Here is an 18,014-nt window from a genome sequence, read left to right as displayed (position 1 = left end):
ATTTTCTCTACTTCTCCTTAGTCTGCGTAAATATCTTCAAATGCTGATTCTAGTGGAGGGAATGGACTTTCTTCTGCAAATTTAACAGATGCCTCCACTGCTTCCTTAACTTGTGCTTGAATTTCTTCAAGTTCCTCTGCACTAGCAATCTTGTTCTCAACAAGGTACTTGCGAAGATTTTCGATTGGATCTTTTTGTTTCCACTCTTCTACTTCTTCACGTGTACGATATTTACCTGGGTCTGAAGATGAGTGACCAAGCCAACGGTAGGTTACACTCTCAATCAAGACAGGACCTTTACCAGAGCGAACATGATCGACTGCCTTTTTAAATCCTTCGTAGACATCGATTACATTGTTACCATCTTCGATAAACATACCAGGAATACCGTAAGCTGCGCTACGTTCATGGATATGTTGAACATTCGTCATTTTCTTAATATCTGCTGAAATTCCGTATCCGTTATTGATACAGTAGAAAATAACAGGAAGATTCCAGATTGAAGCCATATTCACCGCTTCGTGGAAAACACCTTCGTTTGTTGCCCCGTCACCAAAGAAGCAGACAACGATTTTACCAGTGTTTTTCATTTGTTGAGTAAGGGCAGCGCCTACTGCGATTCCCATACCACCACCTACAATACCGTTGGCACCAAGGTTACCTGCATCAAGGTCGGCGATGTGCATAGACCCGCCTTTACCTTTACAAGTTCCAGTATATTTACCTAGGATTTCAGCCATCATACCATTAAGGTCGATTCCTTTAGCAATAGCTTGTCCGTGACCACGGTGATTTGAAGTGATCAGATCATCTGCGTTTAGAGCTAACATAGCCCCGACGTTAGCAGCTTCCTCACCAACAGAAAAGTGCGTCATTCCTGGCACTTTTCCCTTTTTTACTAATTGAGCAATTTTTAAGTCCATACGACGAATTTCTTCCATCTTACGGAACATCTCAAGCAAAAGATTTTTATCTAAAGTTGACATAATCTTGCCTTTCTAAGTTTAAATTCTTATAGTTCTATTTTACTTTATAGGTTAATTAGTGTCAAAAAATATGCTTGCAATTTTTCACAATATAAAAAAAGAAAAGTCAGTAAAATCAAGACTTTTCTTTATATAAAATACAAATTTCACAAGATGTTTTTTCAACAAATTATTTGAATCTTTTCATAATAACTTGTAAACGCCACTGATAAAGAATTCCACTTACCATTAAACTAATAATGAGAGCAATCCAATAGGAGTACGCACCTAAACTAGTCGAATAATCAAGATATAACCCAAGCGGAATCCCAACACCCCAGTATCCGAGAAGACCAAGACAAAAAGGAACAATCGTATCCTTGTAACCTCTTAAAATACCTTGTAAAGGTGCCGCAAAGGTATCAGCTAACTGGAAGAACAAACTATAGGTCATAAAAGATGCTGTCAGTTGGATAAATTCTGAATCTTGACCATATAGTCTGGCTACATTTTCACGATAGATGTAGAGAAAACTAAGTGTTAAAACCGCAAACACCATAGCTGTTAAACGGCCAATATGGATATACTGTTTTGCATCGTCTAACCGTTTAGCTCCTACCTCATAAGAAATCACAATGGCCATCGCAGTTGAAATACTCATAGGAAAAGCATACATCAGATTTGAAAAGTTCATAGCTGACTGATGACTTGCAATAATAATTGATGAGAATTTCGCCATAATCAAACCAACAACTGAAAAAATGGCTACTTCAGCAAATACCGTCCCACCAATTGGTAGACCAAGATAAATAGCTTCCTTGATTTTTTTGATTTGTAGAGGCATAGGTTTTTGGAGTTGATATTCCTTGAGCTTTTTATGCTTTAACAAGACCAAAACTGAAATCAGCAACAATGCCCAGTACGCAAGGGAAGTCCCTAGACCTGCTCCTGCACCTCCTAACTCAGGAAAACCAAAAGCTCCATAAATCAATACATAGTTGAAACCACTATTTAAGGGTAGCAAGAGGAGCATGAGATACATGGATAATTTTGTTAATCCGAGTGTATCAAGTAGAGAACGTATCACACTAAAAAGCAAAAGTGGGATAATACCGATGGCTAGGAGCCACAGATAACGTATGGCAACACTGGATACAGCCACTTCCAGCCCCATGAATTGTAAGACAATTGGTGCTAAAAAGAAAACCAAGCCAAAAAGTACGATAGATAAGGCTAAAGCCAAATAAAGAAATTGATAAAAATCCGAAGAAACTTCTGTCTTTTTTCCTTGTCCCAAATGGTGACCAATAATAGGGACCAAGGCTGAGACAATCCCTGTCAGGAAGGTAAAGAAAGGATTCCACAAACTAGTTGCAATTGAAACACCCGCTAAATCCAGTGTATTATATTGCCCTGTCATCGTGGTATCTACAAAAGATGCGGAAAAATTAGCGAATTGATAAATTAAAATAGGAAAGAAAATTTTTAAAAATAAGATGATTTTATCTTTAATAGTTTCTGTTGTATGCATACCTACTCTTTCTACTCCTTTTCATCCAAGCCAAAAAGCTTTAAGCCGTATTTTCTCAAGCTCAAGGGTGGATTACTAACTTTTGATGTCGTGTGCCAACAATTACATGAGGCGCAATAATAGCTTCTAACCAAACCACCATTATCATAGTCTACGGCGTGATCAGCTTTTTCCTTGGTTTCATACTGAATTTTAGCACGGTTAGCGGCTGGACAATATACTCCATGACAAGCATTTCGTTTACGATTTCTAAGTTTACGAAAATAATTCATCCTCAAGCTCCTAATCTGCTTGATAAACGATTTGTCCCTTACAGATAGTATATTTGACCTGCCCTTTTAATTGTTCACCAATGAATGGTGAATTAGCTGCTTTAGAAGCAAAATGCGTGTCTACGATTCGGTCAGCTTTATCATCGAAAATCGTAATATCAGCTGGCCCATTTTCAGTTAGATAACCTGCTTCAAAATTATAAAGATTTGCTGGATTGTAGGTCATTTTTTCTAGCAATTGCATTAAACTCAACTCGCCAGCTTCCACCAGATAGGTTAAACCTAGTGACAAAGAAGTTTCCAAACCTGTCATTCCTGATGGAGCTTTGGTAATATCCTCAACATTTTTTTCGTCAGCATGGTGAGGCGCGTGGTCAGTAGCAATGACAGAAATGACTCCAGATTTTAAACCTTCAATGACGGCGCGACGATCAGACTCCAAACGAAGAGGTGGATTCATCTTAGCGTTACTTCCTTTAGTCAAAAGCAGAGCTTCAGTCTTAGAAAAATGCTGGGGTGCTACTTCTGCAGTTACGTTTGCTCCCATATTTTGAGCAAACTCCACAACTTTGACACTTTCTTCCTTAGACAAATGCTGGATATGAACATGGGCCTTGGTTGCATAGGCAATCATGACATCACGAGCAATCATAGCGTATTCTGCAACTCCTGTTGCACCGCAGATATGAAAATGTTCTTTAGCGATATTTTCGTTAAAACCAAGAGTACCATTCAAGCCAGGATCTTCTTCATGAAGACTAATAAAAGTATTTAGTTTTTTCGCTTCTTCCATGGCTTCCTTAACAACTTTACTACTTTCAAGAGGAATTCCGTCATCAGAAAAACCAACAGCACCAGCTTCTAAAAGGGCTTTAAAATCAGTTAAGTCTTGACCATTAAAGTTTTTGGTAATCGTTGCGACAGACTTAACGTTAATTTTTTCCTTGGCCGCTGATTGAAGAACTTCCTGCAAAGTCTCAACATCTGAGATGGTTGGATTGGTATTAGCCATCATTACGACAGTGGTAAATCCACCTGCAGCTGCTGCTAGTGCTCCTGTATGAATGTCTTCTTTATGTGTTTGACCTGGTTCACGAAAATGAACATGGATATCCACCAATCCAGGCGCAACTACAAGACCAGTTGCATCGATAACTTGAGCTCCTTCAACCTGGATTTCAGGAGCGATTTTAACAATTTTCCCTTCATCAACCAAAACATCACAAACTTGATCCAAACCAGACTTTGGATCCATCACACGGCCGTTTTTAATTACTAACATACCTATACTCCTTTATTCGTAGAAATCCACTTGAGTGTCCAATAATTTATCACCATCATAGACAAACTTTGCTGAAAAGAAGGGCTTATCTTCTAAAAGCCACTCGACAAAGGTATGGTCCCCTTCCCAAGTCGGTTTACTCAAAACCTCATCGTAAGGAACCCATTCTAATGTTCCTTCATTACAGTCAATCAATTCTCCTTCGAATTCTGTCACCTTAAAGACGTAGGTGTACCAGTCCAAGTCCGGTGTGAACTCTGGAAAGGTGATCACTCCTTTTAATACTGGTTTTGTTTTTAGACCAGTTTCTTCTAAAATCTCACGAGCAGCACATTCTTGTGGAGTTTCACCACGCTCTAACTTTCCACCTACACCGATCCATTTTCCTTCATGGACATCATTAGGCTTTTTATTGCGATGAAGCATGAGCAATTCTTTTCCATTATCAATGTAGCAAATTGTCGCTAGTTGAGGCATATTCTCTCCTTATCTAAGCCAATCGATTGGCTCTTGTCCTGTTTCTTTTAAGAATGCATTGGCCTTAGAAAAAGGCTTGGAGCCCCAAAATCCTCTGTAAACAGAAAGAGGACTTGGATGGGCTGATTCGATAATCAAGTGTTGAGGATTTGTAACCAAGGACTTCTTCTTACGTGCATAAGCACCCCAAAGTACAAAAACTACGGGTCTATCAATATTATTGACAACCTTGATCACAGCATCTGTAAAAGGTTCCCATATCTGACCAGCATGACCATTAGCCTGCCCAGCAGGGACAGTCAAGCAAGCATTCAGAAGCAAGACTCCCTGCTCGGCCCAAGAGATCAAGTCATGAGACGGTTTTACCCCAATATCATCCGCAAGCTCTTTTAAAATATTTTGTAAAGAAGGAGGTGCTGGAATAGAATCTGGAACTGAAAAACTCAAGCCCTGCGCCTGACCTGGTCCATGATAGGGATCTTGGCCTAGAATTACCACTTTAACCTCTTCCAGAGGAGTCGTCAAAAGAGCCTGAAAAACCTTTTCCTTAGGCGGATAAACAGTTCCTTGAGCATAAACTTGCACCATAAAGTGATTGATTTTCCCAAAATAACCCTCAGGTAATTGCTCTTTAATCAAAGCATGCCAAGATGAGTGTTCCATTGCTTTCTCCTTCGTTTATACTGCCTCTATTATAGCAAAAAGTGGCTATCTAAACCACTTTTTACAGTTTCTATAAGATTTCTAGAAGAGCCTGATAAGAGTCGACTTCATAAGTTGGATGAGCTAGGGTCTTGTTTTCCAGATGATGAGGATTGTACCAGATGGTATCGATGCCCGCATTATTTCCACCCTGAATATCAGCTGATAAGGAATCACCAATCATAAGGGCATGATTTTTATCAAAGTTAGGGATTCGAGTTCCAATTTTCTCATAAAATTCAGCATCTGGTTTTTGAGTATGGAGCTGTTCTGAAATGAAAATCTCCTTGAAGTACGGTTTAATACCAGATTGTTCCAAACGACCTGTCTGAATATAGGTAATTCCATTTGTCGCAGCATAGAGCTCATAGCCTTGTTTTATCAAATTTTTTAATAAATCTTCCACACCTAGGTAAGTCTGCCCCTGTTTTGAAAGGAAAAACTGGTAGCGCTCTGCTAAGTAGGACCCATCTTTTTCAATTCCAAAATGAGCAAACAATTTTTCAAAACGAGTGTTAATTAACTCAGCCTTTGAAATTTTTTTCTGTTCCAAATCCTTCCAAAGGGCTTTGTTCATGGGCACATAATAATCTTTGTAAGTTTGGATATCCTCAACTCCTTCTTCTTTTAAGAGTTGCGTCAGAGCTATATCCTCAGCAGCATCAAAATCGAGTAGTGTGTGATCGAGGTCGAATAATAGAAATTTGTATTTCAATTTTAAAAACTTCCTTTCTTTTGGGGACAAAGAGTGGGACTAAATGATTCAAAAAAATTTAAAAAATTTTACCTCTACTTATTGAATAGCTTAGCCCAATTCTGCTTGGAATTTAAAATTCTGGAGACATAAACCTCATATTTGTCGATATAATAAAAAGCTAAGTAATTTTCAATTGGCATATATCGATAACGTTTTCCGTCATCTGTTAATTCACCATAACCTCGACTTGAAACCAAAGGACATGCTTCTGGAAAGGTTTCTAAAGTTTCTAGTGCCGTTAGAATAAGGTCTAGTTTACTATTGGCAGATTGCTGGCTGTAAAAATTCAGTACAATATAATCATGTATTTCTCTCAAGTCTTTCTTAGCTTGATCCGTAAGAGAAACATGGTAACGCTTATGATTAGTCAAGTCCAAATTCCTTTCTTACATCTGCCAAAGACGTTAGTTTACCTTGCTCAATTTCTTGATGTCCCATCAAGATTTCCTTTTTCAAGTCTTCAAAAGCAACCTGATATTGAGTCTCTTGTAAATCACTAAATACGAACTCTTTAGGATCAACTGCACCTGTCGCAATTTTACGAAGTGCAGCATTAAAAATATCTGATAGGGTTAACTTTTCATCAGCTAAGATTTCTTTCGTTTGTTGGTAAAAAGTCGAATCTGCTCGAAAATTAACAGGTTGAGTACTTGCCATGATTAATACCTCTTTGTAAAGATGATTTGTAAATACATTTTATCATCTTTAGATTTGAAATTCAACGAAAAGCTCCTTTAACAGAAAAGGAGCTATCTTGTATTTTATTGGTGTACAGCTTGTGCTGCTGTGATTAGAGTAAGTTTGAAGACGTCGTCTGAGTTACATCCACGAGAAAGGTCATTAACTGGTTTGTTCAAACCTTGCAATACTGGACCAACTGCTGCAAAGCCACCAAGACGTTCTGCCATCTTGTAGCCAATATTCCCTGCTTCAATACCTGGGAAGATAAAGACGTTTGCTTGTCCAGCAACCTTGCTTCCTGGCGCCTTAAGAGCAGCTGTTTCTGGAACGAAGGCAGCATCAAATTGCAATTCCCCATCGATTTCAAGGTCAGGACGAAGATCATGAGCAATCTTAGTTGCTTCAACGACCTTATCAACGCTTTCACCAAAACCAGAACCTTTAGTTGAATAGCTTAGCATAGCAATTTTTGGTTCGATACCAAACATCTTAGCTGTAATTGCAGAGTTAATCGCAATTTCTGCCAAAGCTTCAGCGTCAGGATTGATATTGATGGCACAGTCACCAAAGAGGTAACGTTCAGTACCACGAACCATGAGGAAGGCACCTGAAGTACGGCTAACATTAGGACGAGTTTTAATGATTTGAAGGGCTGGGCGAACAGTTGCCGCAGTAGAGTGAATAGCTCCTGAAACCATTCCATCTACCAAGCCCATGTAAACCAACATAACACCAAAATAGTTCACGTCTTTAACCAAGATTTCACGAGCTTCTTCTTCAGTCATTTTTCCTTTACGACGTTCTACAAGTGATGCTACCATGTCTTCAAATTGAGGATAGTGTGCTGGGTCGATGACTTCATAACCATCCATGATTCCTTCGATTTCAAGATAAATTTTAATTTTGTCAGGGTTTCCTAGTAGGACAGGGATAACTTCTGTTTCTTTTACGATGCGTTTTGTAGCTTGAAGAATACGTGGTTCTTCACCTTCTGGCAAGACAATACGTGCATTTTTACCAACTAGGTTGGCTTTTAAACTTTCAAAAACTTCCATGAGTTTTGACTCCTTTTAAGATAAATTATTATTTGATAACTGAGTTATAAGAGTGTTAAAATCATCCGGCAGTGGACTTTCCATCTCCAACTGCTCTTCAAGAAAAGGATGATAAAACGATAAGTAGTGGCAATGCAGAGCTTGACGCTCTATGCCATGTTCAAGACTACCACCATAGAGGTCATCGCCAAGCAAAGGGAAACCGATATGGGAGAAATGAACACGAATCTGGTGTGTCCTTCCCGTATGTAGTCGAATATCAACTAGATGAATATTGCCATAAGACTGCACTATGCGATAGGAAGTATGGGCATATTTACCACCTTTTGCCACTCGTCTAGTGATAATGGAATCTTCGTCACGGGCAATCGGGGCAATAATTTCACCTTGAGGTTCCAGAACCCCATCTCCTTTAACCAGAGCAAAATAGCGCTTTTCAATGGCTTTCTTCTGCAACTGCTTGTCTAGTCTAGCATGAGCATAACCATGTTTAGCAAAAAGCATGAGACCCGAAGTATCGCGATCTAGTCTGGTTACAATGTGAACCTGCTGATTTTCATAGTTCCGTTTCACATAGTAGCCCTTGATAAAGTTGGCAATGGTATTGGAATGATTGACACTAGGAATCGAGGCCACACCAAAGGGTTTGTTTAGGATTAAGAAATGATCATCTTCAAACAGAATATCCAGTGGATAATCAATTGCTTCCAGTGTCTCAAAACCTTCCTCAGGAGGAATGTCGATGACGACCACATCCCCTATATCTAAGAGATAGGTTGCATTTTGTGGATGACCGTTTACGCGAATATCTCCGCCTCGAAACTTGATTTTGGCAAGCAATCCTTTAGAGACTTCATGCTTTTTCAAAAATGTCTTTACCTTGACGTGTTCGTCAGCAATAAATTCAAACCTCATTCATCCACCTCACCAATAAAGGCATCTTTGACACGATTCCAAAAACTAGTATGGCTTGGTGTTGCTACAAAATGAATCTTATGATGGTCTATTTGGTATTCTATTCTTTCAATATTTCGGTAAGAATAAATGCTATTGTCAACAGAAATCGTATGATAGTCATTACGAGTTGGTATCAATTCTATCTTATCCTTCTTAGGCACAATGATAGAAGAACCTAAGGTTCTGTAGACACGATTGTTGAGACTCGCAATTTCTGTCAATTGTAAGGCCTCAATTGTAGGGTGCAAAACAGCTCCACCAAGAGATTTATTATAGGCTGTACTCCCAGTTGGCGTCGATACCGTCAGGCCATCTCCTCTAAAACGTTCAAATGGCACTTGGTTAATGATAATATCGGCAACCATAGTCCTATCAGCTCTCCGAATGCTAGCCTCATTCAAAGCACGGAAAATTTTTACTTCTCCATTTTCCAAAAATATCTTTACATTTAAAAGTGGGTAAGACACTCGAGCCCCAGTATCCAACTGTAAATTAGTAAGCAATTGATCTAGTTCAAAATCACGGTAATCCGTATAGAAGCCTAAATGACCTGTGTGAACACCAACGAAGCGAACCTTATCCAGCTGGTCTTCATACTTGTGAAAAGCAGACAAAAGCATCCCATCCCCACCTATGGAAATCACGATATCGGGATGTTTATCATTTAATATAAAGTTATTCTTTTTTAATCGATCTCTTAATTCATATAAGACTCTTTGACTTTGAGGTTTGCGATTAGCGATTAGATCAATTCGTTTACCTGTATTCTTCATCGGTATCGTCACTATTACCTACCCCGTCATTTAACTTTCTATGCAATGGATCAAAGAGTGCCTGTGCTTCCTGGATATCATCACGAATTTTACTCATTTCTTCATCCAATTGGTGGGATATCCTTGCTGTGATTTCCAGGCGTTTCTTAATTTCTTCTGGAAAATCCCCTTGATATTTATAATTGAGAGAATGCTCGATGGTAGCCCAGAAATTCATAGCCAAGGTACGAATCTGAATCTCCACCAGAATCGTTCTTGCCCCCTTGATCGTGTCCACAGTATACTCAATAATCAAATGGTAAGAACGGTAGCCTGAAGCCTTTCGATGAGTGATGTAGTCACGTTCTTGGACAACTCTCATGTCTTGCCTCTTACGAAGGATGGCAACAACCTCGCTCACGTCATCTACAAATTGAACCATGACACGCAAACCTGCAATATCTTGCAAGTCCTGTTCCAACGTATCGTATCCAATCCCTCGACGAGCCATTTTTTCTTTTATACTTTCGATCGGTTTGACTCGACCAGTTACAAACTCAATTGGCGAATGTTTATTTTGTTTGCGGTATTGTTTTCGAATACCTCGGAGTTTTATCTTCAGCTCTCCGACAGCCTGAATGTAAGGATCTAAAAATTCTTCCCATTCTGTAATCATATATCTTTTTCATCCAATTCTCTATACACTTCGATTTATCTAGTTTTTGATTTTCTAGGAAAAATCTTATACAATAAATACAATGCTTATTATACCATACAATCGCTTTCAAAGATAAGGAAAAAGTAAAAAAAATGAAACATTTAGAAATTGAAATGAAAACACTTCTAAACAAGGTTGAATATCAAAGATTGCAAGAGCACTTTTCAGGAGTCACACCTATTACACAAAAAAATTACTACCTAGACACGCCTGATTTTTACCTTCGCAAACATAAAATTGCTATGCGCATTCGTACTTTTGAAAATAGCGCTGAATTGACCATAAAAATCCCACAAATAGTTGGAAATATGGAGTACAATCAAGATCTAAGCCTTGAGGAAGCAAACCATTGTCTTAAAGAATGTAAGCTTCCACAAGGAATGATTCTTGACGAATTGACTAGCCGTGGACTTTCAACCAATGGCTGGGTAGTTTTAGGTTGCCTAACTACTGTTCGCTACGAAAAGCAAACTCCTATCGGACTCATGGCACTTGATCAAAGCCAATACTTTGATATTGTTGACTATGAGCTTGAATTAGAAGTGGAAGATGGCAACCAAGGTAGTCTTGATTTCCAAGAATTTTTACAAGCCAATGAAATCCATTACAAAAAAGCTCCTTCAAAATTGGTTCGTTTTATAGAAAATATGAAAAAATACTGAAATAATCTTCTTTTTTTGATAAAATAAAAGGGATGAAAAATAATAGAATCTGTTGTAGAGAGTATTTATCACTAAAAGTGTTTCACTACAGCGATTCACTTAGTTTAAAGAGGACGGTTTATCGATGTCAGATACAAAAAACATGAAACTTTTCGCACTATCTTCCAACCAGGAAATTGCTCAAAGAATCGCAGATGCTGCAGGTGTTCCACTTGGAAAAGTATCTTCACGTCAATTTTCAGATGGTGAAATCCAGGTTAATATTGAGGAAAGTGTTCGTGGATACGATGTTTATATTATCCAATCAACTAGTTATCCAGTAAATAACCACTTGATGGAACTCTTGATTATGGTTGATGCTTGTGTTCGCGCTAGTGCAAATACCATTAACGTTGTACTTCCATACTTCGGCTACGCTCGCCAAGACCGTATCGCTTCTTCACGCGAACCACTTACTGCAAAACTGGTTGCAAATATGCTGGTCAAAGCTGGAGTTAGTCGTGTATTGACTCTTGACCTCCATGCCGTTCAGGTTCAAGGATTCTTTGACATTCCTGTAGATAACCTCTATACTATCCCACTTTTTGCAAAACATTACTGCGATAAAGGTTTGACTGGTTCAGATGTGGTTGTTGTCAGTCCTAAAAACTCTGGTGTAAAACGTGCGCGTAGTCTTGCAGAATACCTAGATGCTCCGATTGCTATCATTGATTATGCACAAGATGATTCTGAACGCAGTCAAGGTTACATTATCGGAGATGTCGAAGGTAAAAAGGCAATCTTGATCGATGACATTCTGAACACTGGCCGTACCTTCTCTGAAGCTGCTAAAATTTTAGAGCGTGACGGCGCAACTGAAATCTATGCGGTTTCAAGTCATGGTCTATTTGTTAACGGTGCTGCAGAGTTATTAGATGCAACAAATATTAAGGAAATCTTGGTTACAGATTCTGTTGTGACAGAAAGTAGAAAACCTAAAAACGTGCAATACATCACTGCTAGCGAATTGATTGGTGATGCTATGGTTCGTATTCATGAAAGAAAACCAGTTAGTCCACTATTTAAATAGAAATAAGGTGAGCTTTTGATTTATTTGGATAATGCTGCTACGACTCCTATGTCAGCAGTTGCTATCTCAGCAATGACTCAAGTCATGCAGGAAACCTATGGAAATCCTTCTAGTATTCATGGCCATGGGCGCCAAGCAGGTAAACTATTACGAGAAGCTCGTCAAGAACTAGCAAGTTTACTAGGAACAAAGCCACAACACATATTCTTTACCACTGGTGGTACTGAAAGCAATAATACTGCTATCATCGGCTACTGCCTTCGCCATCAAAATCGTGGAAAGCACATTATCACTACTGCGATCGAGCACCATGCTGTTCTAGAACCCATCAAATACTTGGTTGAAAATTTCGGTTTTGAAGTGACTATATTACAGCCTGAACATCAAGAAATCACTGCAGACCAAGTCAAAAATGCACTGCGTGAAGATACCATTCTTGTTTCTACTATGTTTGCCAACAATGAAACTGGTACACTATTACCTATTGCTGAAATTGGTGCGGTTCTAAAAAATCATCCAGCCGTCTATCATGTCGATGCAGTTCAGGCAGTCGGTAAATTAGAGATACTTCCCGAAGAATTGGGAATTGATTTTCTCAGCGCTTCTGCACACAAATTTTATGGTCCAAAAGGAGTTGGTTTTCTCTATGCTGCATCTACAGATTTTGATTCCTACCTTCATGGTGGTGATCAAGAGCAGAAAAAAAGAGCAGGAACAGAAAATCTTCCTGCCATTGTAGGAATGGTAGCAGCTCTAAAGGATGATCTTGAAAACCAAGCACAAAACTTTGAAAAGGTTCAACAACTGAAAGACACCTTCTTAAAGGAAATGGCTGAGACAGACTATTACCTCAATCAAGGAAAAGACCAGCTACCTTATGTCCTTAATATTGGATTTCCAGGTCAACGAAATGATCTACTACTCCTTCGTCTGGATCTTGAAGGGATTTCTATTTCAACTGGTTCTGCTTGTACTGCAGGCGTCGTTCAAGTTAGTCATGTTCTTCAGGCTTTCTACGGAGAAGACTCTCCTCGCTTACACGAATCTGTTCGCGTCAGCATTTCACCTCAAAACACAGAGCAAGAAATGATCACCCTCGCACAAACTCTAAAAGAAATCATTGGAGGATAACTCAATGGCATTCGAAAAAACTATTAGTCTCAAAAATTGCCGTTACGATTACACAATCAGTCCAACTGTCAAAAAGTTTACTCTAAAAGATAACACTTTTTTTGAAACAAAGGTTGGTAACTATGAACTAACACGTCTTCTTGAAAAAGTCCCAAATAGTGGGGAAGGTTTCCAACTTAAGATTATCATCAACAAAGACTTAACTGGTGCAAAAATTAACATCACTGATAAATTTGGTCTACGTTTGGTCGATATCTTTAAGTCGGAAGAAACTCATATCCACCAAGAGAAATTCTACTTCTTGATGGACAGTCTTGTTGAACGTGGTGTCTTCACTAAAAGTGAAAGATAGGTGGCCTATGTTTCGATTAACTTACAAGGACACCTATCAAGTCGAACGTGTCTTAGAATACGAAGATTACGAAGCACTCATGCTGTCACTTTCAGGATGTGTGACTCTTCCAGATACGACCGTCATTACTTCTCTTACCTATAAGGGAGAAGAAATCTATCAAGGTCTTCTGGGAGATCTCTATCGTTTTCTATTTCACTATGATTTTACAAAGATAAACTAAGATTTTCTTAGTTTTTTCTTGTTTTTGTTGATTTTTTCACAATCTTTCTATAAAATAGTATTTAGAAAGGTTGTGATTTTGTGAAAGAAAAACAGTCTGCTATTCCAAAAGCAACAGCAAAGAGACTTTCTCTTTATTATCGTATCTTTAAAAGATTTCATGCAGAAAAGATTGAAAGAGCCAACTCAAAACAAATTGCCGAGGCCATTGGTATTGATTCTGCTACCGTTAGACGAGATTTTTCCTACTTTGGTGAACTTGGTCGCCGTGGATTTGGCTACGATGTCAAAAAACTAATGACGTTTTTTGCTGATCTTCTAAATGATAATTCTATTACAAATGTTATGTTGGTGGGTATTGGTAATATGGGGCACGCTCTCCTTCACTACCGTTTCCATGAACGAAACAAAATGAAAATTATTATGGCTTTTGATTTGGATGATCATCCTGAAGTTGGTACAAAAACTCCCGATGGAATTCCAATTTATGGAATCTCCCAAATCAAGGATAAAATAAAAAATGCAGATGTAAAAACTGCAATCTTAACTGTACCGAGTGTCAAGTCACAAGAAGTAGCCAATCTCCTTGTCGATGCTGGTATTAAAGGAATTTTAAGCTTTTCACCCGTTCATCTCCAACTACCAAAAGATGTGGTGGCTCAATATGTGGATTTAACTAGTGAATTGCAAACTCTCCTCTATTTCATGAGAAAAGAGGATTAGAAAGCGAAAGCATTTATGAAAAAACCAGTTATTGGGATTACAGGAAATGAAAAAACTCATCCTGATGATGAGCTTATGATGAGCTATGCTGCAAAGGGCTTTGTTGAAGGAGTCAAGGAAGCTAGGGGAATTCCCATTATCCTACCAATTGATGATCAAGAAATGGCCAGTTACTACATTGGCTTGATTGATAAACTTATTCTAACTGGTGGACAAAATGTCGATCCCAAGTTCTACGGTGAGCCTAAAACGATCGATAGCGATGACTACCACCTTCAGAGAGATATTTTTGAGCTAGCTCTTATAAAAGAAGCCATCAAACAAAAGAAACCCATTTTTTCTGTTTGTCGAGGCACCCAGCTCTTTAATGTGGCTATGGGTGGAACTCTTTATCAAGATATTGAAGACCATTGGCAAGATACTTCAGCTGAGTATACAACTCAACGTTTAGTCACCGAGCCTGATACTATTCTTCGAGAAATCTATGGAGAAATCTCCCATATCAACTCTTTCCATCATCAGAGCATTAAAGACCTTGCTCCAAATCTAAAGGTTGTCGCTCATGATCCTAAAGACGGTATTATTGAGGCTGTAACAACGATTGATGGTTTCCCTTACCTCGGTGTTCAATGGCATCCAGAATTTCTTTTTGAAAATCGCCCCAAAGATAAAACACTTTTCGACTATGTCGTCAATGAATTGTAAAACCTGTATCATATACAGGTTTTTTAAATCAAATCCGTCTTCTCACGGTAACTAAAATAATCGGAATGTGAGACGATAAGATGGTCCAATAAGACCAAACCCATTAATTCGCAGGCTTCTTTAACAAGTTTTGTAACATGGTCATCATTTCTACTTGGCATAACAGCACCAGATGGATGATTATGAACCAGAATCACGGATGTAGCCATATGCTTTAAGGCATAGTGAAGAATTTCTCTTGGTTCCGCAATACTTCTAGTAGCAGATCCAATAAAAATGGTTTGCTGATGAATAATTTGATTTTGTGTATTCAGATAGAGCGCCACTAGGTGCTCTTGTTTTTTATCTCCCAATTCTTGTTGCATCTTTTTAGCCAGTCTTTGACTACTAAGAATGCTCTCTGCCTCAATGGTTTCTTGTTTATGAATACGATGGCCCAGTTCAATCATTGCTTGCAGCTCAATAGCTTTTACTCTCCCGATTCCTGATAAACTCTGCAGTTCTTGCAAGGTCATTTTTTTTAACTCAGTTAAACTGTTCAATTGAGACAATACTTTCTGTGCAATTTCAAAAACGGTAGATTGACGAGTTCCTGTTCGTAATAAAATGGCTAGTAATTCCTGATTACTCAAACTCTCTACTCCTTCTGTCACCAAGCGTTCCCTTGGCAAGAGCGAATCTTCTTGAAATGAAATACTATACATAAAAATCCTCCTCACTTTATTATTCGTGAGAAGGATGCTTAATTCGATAAAAACTAGTTATTTTTAGATTTTTTCAAGTGCAAGACGCAAATCTTCAATCAAATCGTCAACATTTTCAAGACCGATTGAGAGACGGATTTGATTTTTAGTTACTCCTGCTGCTTCTAGATCAGAGTCTGACAACTGAGCATGTGTTGTAGTTGCGGGATGAACCACCAATGATTTAGCATCTGCTACATTGGCTAAGTTCGAAAAGATTTCCAAGTTGTCAATCACTTTACGTGCTTCTGCTTCTCCACCTTTAACGTAGAAAGTAAAGATTGAGCCAACACCTTTTGGTAAGTATTTTTCAGCCAAGGAATGGTAAGGACTATCTGGAAGTTTTGGATAGTTAACTTTTTCAACCTTTGGATGGTTTACAAGGAAATCAACGATTTTCTCAGCATTTTGCACATGACGCTCTACACGGAGAGAAAGTGTTTCAAGACCTTGTAGGAGTAAGAATGAGTTAAATGGTGAAAGGGCAGCTCCCATATCGCGAAGCAATTGCACGCGAGCAGCTACGATAAAAGCTGCAGCACCAACATCACGAGTATAACTGATATTGTGGTAGCTTGGATCTTCTTCGACTAATTGAGGGAATTTCCCTGAAGCAGCCCAGTCGAATTTACCGCTATCAACAATGACACCACCAATTGTTGTACCGTGACCGCCGATAAACTTAGTTGCTGAGTGAACTGCAATGTCTACACCATGTGAAAAGACATTGATAAGATAAGGTGTAGCAAAAGTATTGTCTGCGACCAAAGGAATCTGATGTTTGTGAGCAATTTCAGCGATTTTTTCAATATCTGGAATATTGATAACTGGATTTCCCAATGTTTCAATCAAGACAAGCTTGGTATTATCTTTAATCGCTGCTTCTACCTCTTCTAGATTATCAATATCAACAAAAGTTGTGGTGATTCCATAGCGAGGAAGGGTTTCTTTCAACAGGTTAAAGGTACCACCGTAAATAGTTGAAGCTGCAACCACATGGTCTCCTGCGTGAGCCAATCCTAAAATTGTGTAGGTAAGAGCTGCCATCCCAGAAGCTGTTGCAAGTGCACCAACACCGCCTTCCAGTGCTGCGATACGCTCTTCAAAAGCTGATGTTGTTGGATTGGTAATACGAGTATAGATATTTCCAGCTTTTTGAAGGGCAAAAAGTTCTGCACCTTCTTGTGTATCATCAAATACAAAGGACGTTGTTTGGTAAATTGGAACAGCACGAGACTTGGTAGTAGCATCTACCACTTGACCTGCATGCAATTGCAGAGTTTCAAATTTAAATTCACGAGTCATATTTAGACCTCCAAAGATTTCATTAGGTTCATTGTATCACCTATTGGAATAGGTTACAAATACAACTTTGTTATATCTTGGCATAAGAAATAGCTATGGCTACTTCTATTTACTTTGTCTTAAATTAGAATTGTAGAACTTTTTTCAGATAGTTTTAAAAGTTTGTATTCACTTTCTCTTTACTTTATAATGGACAGGAAGGAGAAAACTATGTCAGAAATTACACATGAAATTGATGCAAACTTTGCTGGCCGTTTAAATATCTTGCGTGCTGGTGTGCTGGGAGCTAATGATGGAATCATCTCTATCGCTGGAGTTGTTATCGGGGTTGCCAGTGCGACTAACAATATCTGGATCATCTTCCTCTCAGGATTGGCTGCTATTCTTGCTGGTGCCTTCTCTATGGCTGGTGGCGAGTATGTATCCGTATCTACTCAAAAAGACACAGAGGAAGCCGCTGTAGCCCGTGAACAACTACTTTTGGATAAAGATATGGAAGCTGCTAAAAAATCACTCTACGCAGCTTATCTTCAAAATGGTGAGTGTGAAACATCAGCCCAGCTCTTAACCAACAAGGCATTTCTCAAAAACCCTCTCAAAGCCTTAGTTGAGGAAAAGTACGGAATCGAGTATGAGGAATTCACTAATCCTTGGCATGCTGCTGCATCTAGCTTTATTGCCTTCGTACTTGGTAGCCTGCCACCAATGCTTTCGATTACTGTTTTTCCAAGTGACTATCGAATCCCTGCTACTGTCTTTATCGTAGCGATTTCTCTATTAGTTACCGGCTACACCAGTGCCAAACTCGGGAAAGCCCCAACAAAAACAGCCATGATCCGTAACCTCTGTATCGGTTTGTTGACCATGGGAGTTACCTATCTATTTGGACAGTTGTTTAGCATTTAAAAAAGATACCGCTCGGTATCTTTTTTTTGCTATCAAAATATAGACAG

At 38.8% G+C, this 18,014-nt stretch carries 23 protein-coding genes; 8 read left to right on the top strand and 15 right to left on the bottom strand.

Features of this window, described 5'->3' with window-relative positions; genetic code table 11:
• Positions 1–17: 17 nt before the first annotated feature.
• From QM877_RS02010 to QM877_RS01950, 13 genes are all read right to left on the bottom strand, one after another.
• Positions 18–986, bottom strand: coding sequence for a thiamine pyrophosphate-dependent dehydrogenase E1 component subunit alpha (locus QM877_RS02010; protein ID WP_000105346.1), 969 nt, complete (start codon positions 984–986; stop codon positions 18–20).
• Between the two features lie 169 nt (positions 987–1,155).
• Positions 1,156–2,496 carry an MATE family efflux transporter gene (locus QM877_RS02005; RefSeq protein WP_281335599.1) on the bottom strand — a complete coding sequence of 447 codons (1,341 nt, stop codon included), beginning with the start codon at positions 2,494–2,496 and terminating at the stop codon, positions 1,156–1,158.
• Positions 2,497–2,507: 11 nt separating this feature from the next.
• Positions 2,508–2,768 (bottom strand): hypothetical protein, encoded by a 261-nt coding sequence (locus QM877_RS02000; RefSeq protein WP_281335598.1) that lies wholly within the window; start codon positions 2,766–2,768, stop codon positions 2,508–2,510.
• A gap of 10 nt (positions 2,769–2,778) precedes the next feature.
• Positions 2,779–4,050, bottom strand: a complete 1,272-nt coding sequence (locus QM877_RS01995; protein WP_414317405.1) for a dihydroorotase — start codon at positions 4,048–4,050, stop codon at positions 2,779–2,781.
• Positions 4,051–4,062: 12 nt separating this feature from the next.
• Positions 4,063–4,527 carry an NUDIX hydrolase gene (locus QM877_RS01990; RefSeq protein WP_414317404.1) on the bottom strand — a complete coding sequence of 155 codons (465 nt, stop codon included), beginning with the start codon at positions 4,525–4,527 and terminating at the stop codon, positions 4,063–4,065.
• Positions 4,528–4,536: 9 nt separating this feature from the next.
• Complete coding sequence (locus QM877_RS01985; protein ID WP_414317403.1) at positions 4,537–5,190, bottom strand: uracil-DNA glycosylase; 654 nt, start codon at positions 5,188–5,190, stop codon at positions 4,537–4,539.
• Between the two features lie 70 nt (positions 5,191–5,260).
• Positions 5,261–5,944, bottom strand: coding sequence for a YjjG family noncanonical pyrimidine nucleotidase (locus tag QM877_RS01980; RefSeq protein ID WP_414317402.1), 684 nt, complete (start codon positions 5,942–5,944; stop codon positions 5,261–5,263).
• Positions 5,945–6,018: 74 nt separating this feature from the next.
• Positions 6,019–6,357, bottom strand: coding sequence for a type II toxin-antitoxin system RelE/ParE family toxin (locus tag QM877_RS01975; protein ID WP_414317401.1), 339 nt, complete (start codon positions 6,355–6,357; stop codon positions 6,019–6,021).
• The gene (locus QM877_RS01970; protein ID WP_049509199.1) at positions 6,350–6,643 is read right to left on the bottom strand and encodes a hypothetical protein; all 294 of its coding nucleotides are present in this window, start codon (positions 6,641–6,643) and stop codon (positions 6,350–6,352) included. The genes QM877_RS01975 and QM877_RS01970 overlap by 8 nt, the downstream gene beginning before the upstream one ends.
• Before the next feature lie 104 nt (positions 6,644–6,747).
• Positions 6,748–7,722: a phosphate acetyltransferase gene (gene pta, locus QM877_RS01965; RefSeq protein WP_049548636.1), complete on the bottom strand. Its 975-nt coding sequence runs from the start codon at positions 7,720–7,722 to the stop codon at positions 6,748–6,750.
• A gap of 15 nt (positions 7,723–7,737) precedes the next feature.
• Positions 7,738–8,637, bottom strand: a complete 900-nt coding sequence (locus QM877_RS01960; protein ID WP_414317400.1) for an RluA family pseudouridine synthase — start codon at positions 8,635–8,637, stop codon at positions 7,738–7,740.
• Positions 8,634–9,452, bottom strand: coding sequence for an NAD kinase (locus QM877_RS01955; protein ID WP_025171265.1), 819 nt, complete (start codon positions 9,450–9,452; stop codon positions 8,634–8,636). Before QM877_RS01955 ends, QM877_RS01960 begins: the two co-directional genes overlap by 4 nt.
• Entirely contained in the window at positions 9,436–10,107 is a 672-nt protein-coding gene (locus tag QM877_RS01950; protein WP_049529686.1) for a GTP pyrophosphokinase family protein, read from the bottom strand. Before QM877_RS01950 ends, QM877_RS01955 begins: the two co-directional genes overlap by 17 nt.
• Before the next feature lie 134 nt (positions 10,108–10,241).
• Here QM877_RS01950 and QM877_RS01945 point away from each other — a divergent pair, with 134 nt between their 5' ends.
• The 7 genes from QM877_RS01945 (at position 10,242) to QM877_RS01915 (ending at position 15,013) form a co-directional block, all read left to right on the top strand.
• Complete coding sequence (locus QM877_RS01945; RefSeq protein WP_414317399.1) at positions 10,242–10,811, top strand: CYTH domain-containing protein; 570 nt, start codon at positions 10,242–10,244, stop codon at positions 10,809–10,811.
• 124 nt (positions 10,812–10,935) lie between these two features.
• Entirely contained in the window at positions 10,936–11,880 is a 945-nt protein-coding gene (locus tag QM877_RS01940) for a ribose-phosphate diphosphokinase (RefSeq protein WP_049503350.1), read from the top strand.
• Between the two features lie 15 nt (positions 11,881–11,895).
• Positions 11,896–13,011: a cysteine desulfurase family protein gene (locus tag QM877_RS01935; protein ID WP_311522278.1), complete on the top strand. Its 1,116-nt coding sequence runs from the start codon at positions 11,896–11,898 to the stop codon at positions 13,009–13,011.
• Positions 13,012–13,015: 4 nt separating this feature from the next.
• The gene (locus tag QM877_RS01930; RefSeq protein WP_311522277.1) at positions 13,016–13,363 is read left to right on the top strand and encodes a DUF1831 domain-containing protein; all 348 of its coding nucleotides are present in this window, start codon (positions 13,016–13,018) and stop codon (positions 13,361–13,363) included.
• 7 nt (positions 13,364–13,370) lie between these two features.
• A complete protein-coding gene (locus QM877_RS01925; RefSeq protein ID WP_311522275.1) occupies positions 13,371–13,586 on the top strand; it encodes a DUF4649 family protein in 216 nt (71 codons plus the stop codon).
• 80 nt (positions 13,587–13,666) lie between these two features.
• Positions 13,667–14,308: a redox-sensing transcriptional repressor Rex gene (locus QM877_RS01920; RefSeq protein ID WP_311522274.1), complete on the top strand. Its 642-nt coding sequence runs from the start codon at positions 13,667–13,669 to the stop codon at positions 14,306–14,308.
• Positions 14,309–14,323: 15 nt separating this feature from the next.
• Positions 14,324–15,013 carry a gamma-glutamyl-gamma-aminobutyrate hydrolase family protein gene (locus tag QM877_RS01915; RefSeq protein ID WP_414317398.1) on the top strand — a complete coding sequence of 230 codons (690 nt, stop codon included), beginning with the start codon at positions 14,324–14,326 and terminating at the stop codon, positions 15,011–15,013.
• A 23-nt stretch (positions 15,014–15,036) separates the two neighbouring features.
• Here the strand turns inward: QM877_RS01915 and radC are convergent, their stop codons facing one another.
• The gene (radC, locus tag QM877_RS01910; protein WP_414317397.1) at positions 15,037–15,717 is read right to left on the bottom strand and encodes a RadC family protein; all 681 of its coding nucleotides are present in this window, start codon (positions 15,715–15,717) and stop codon (positions 15,037–15,039) included.
• 63 nt (positions 15,718–15,780) lie between these two features.
• Complete coding sequence (locus tag QM877_RS01905; protein WP_414317396.1) at positions 15,781–17,061, bottom strand: O-acetylhomoserine aminocarboxypropyltransferase/cysteine synthase family protein; 1,281 nt, start codon at positions 17,059–17,061, stop codon at positions 15,781–15,783.
• 210 nt (positions 17,062–17,271) lie between these two features.
• On the opposite strand from QM877_RS01905, the gene QM877_RS01900 reads away from it, so the two are divergent.
• Positions 17,272–17,967, top strand: a complete 696-nt coding sequence (locus tag QM877_RS01900) for a VIT family protein (protein WP_414317395.1) — start codon at positions 17,272–17,274, stop codon at positions 17,965–17,967.
• The last annotated feature ends 47 nt before the right edge of the window (positions 17,968–18,014 follow it).

This window comes from Streptococcus infantis (assembly GCF_047463655.1).
Lineage (GTDB): Bacteria > Bacillota > Bacilli > Lactobacillales > Streptococcaceae > Streptococcus > Streptococcus infantis_Z.
The sequence above is the reverse complement of the archived record's forward strand: the minus strand, read 5'-3'. Positions and strand labels throughout refer to the sequence as shown.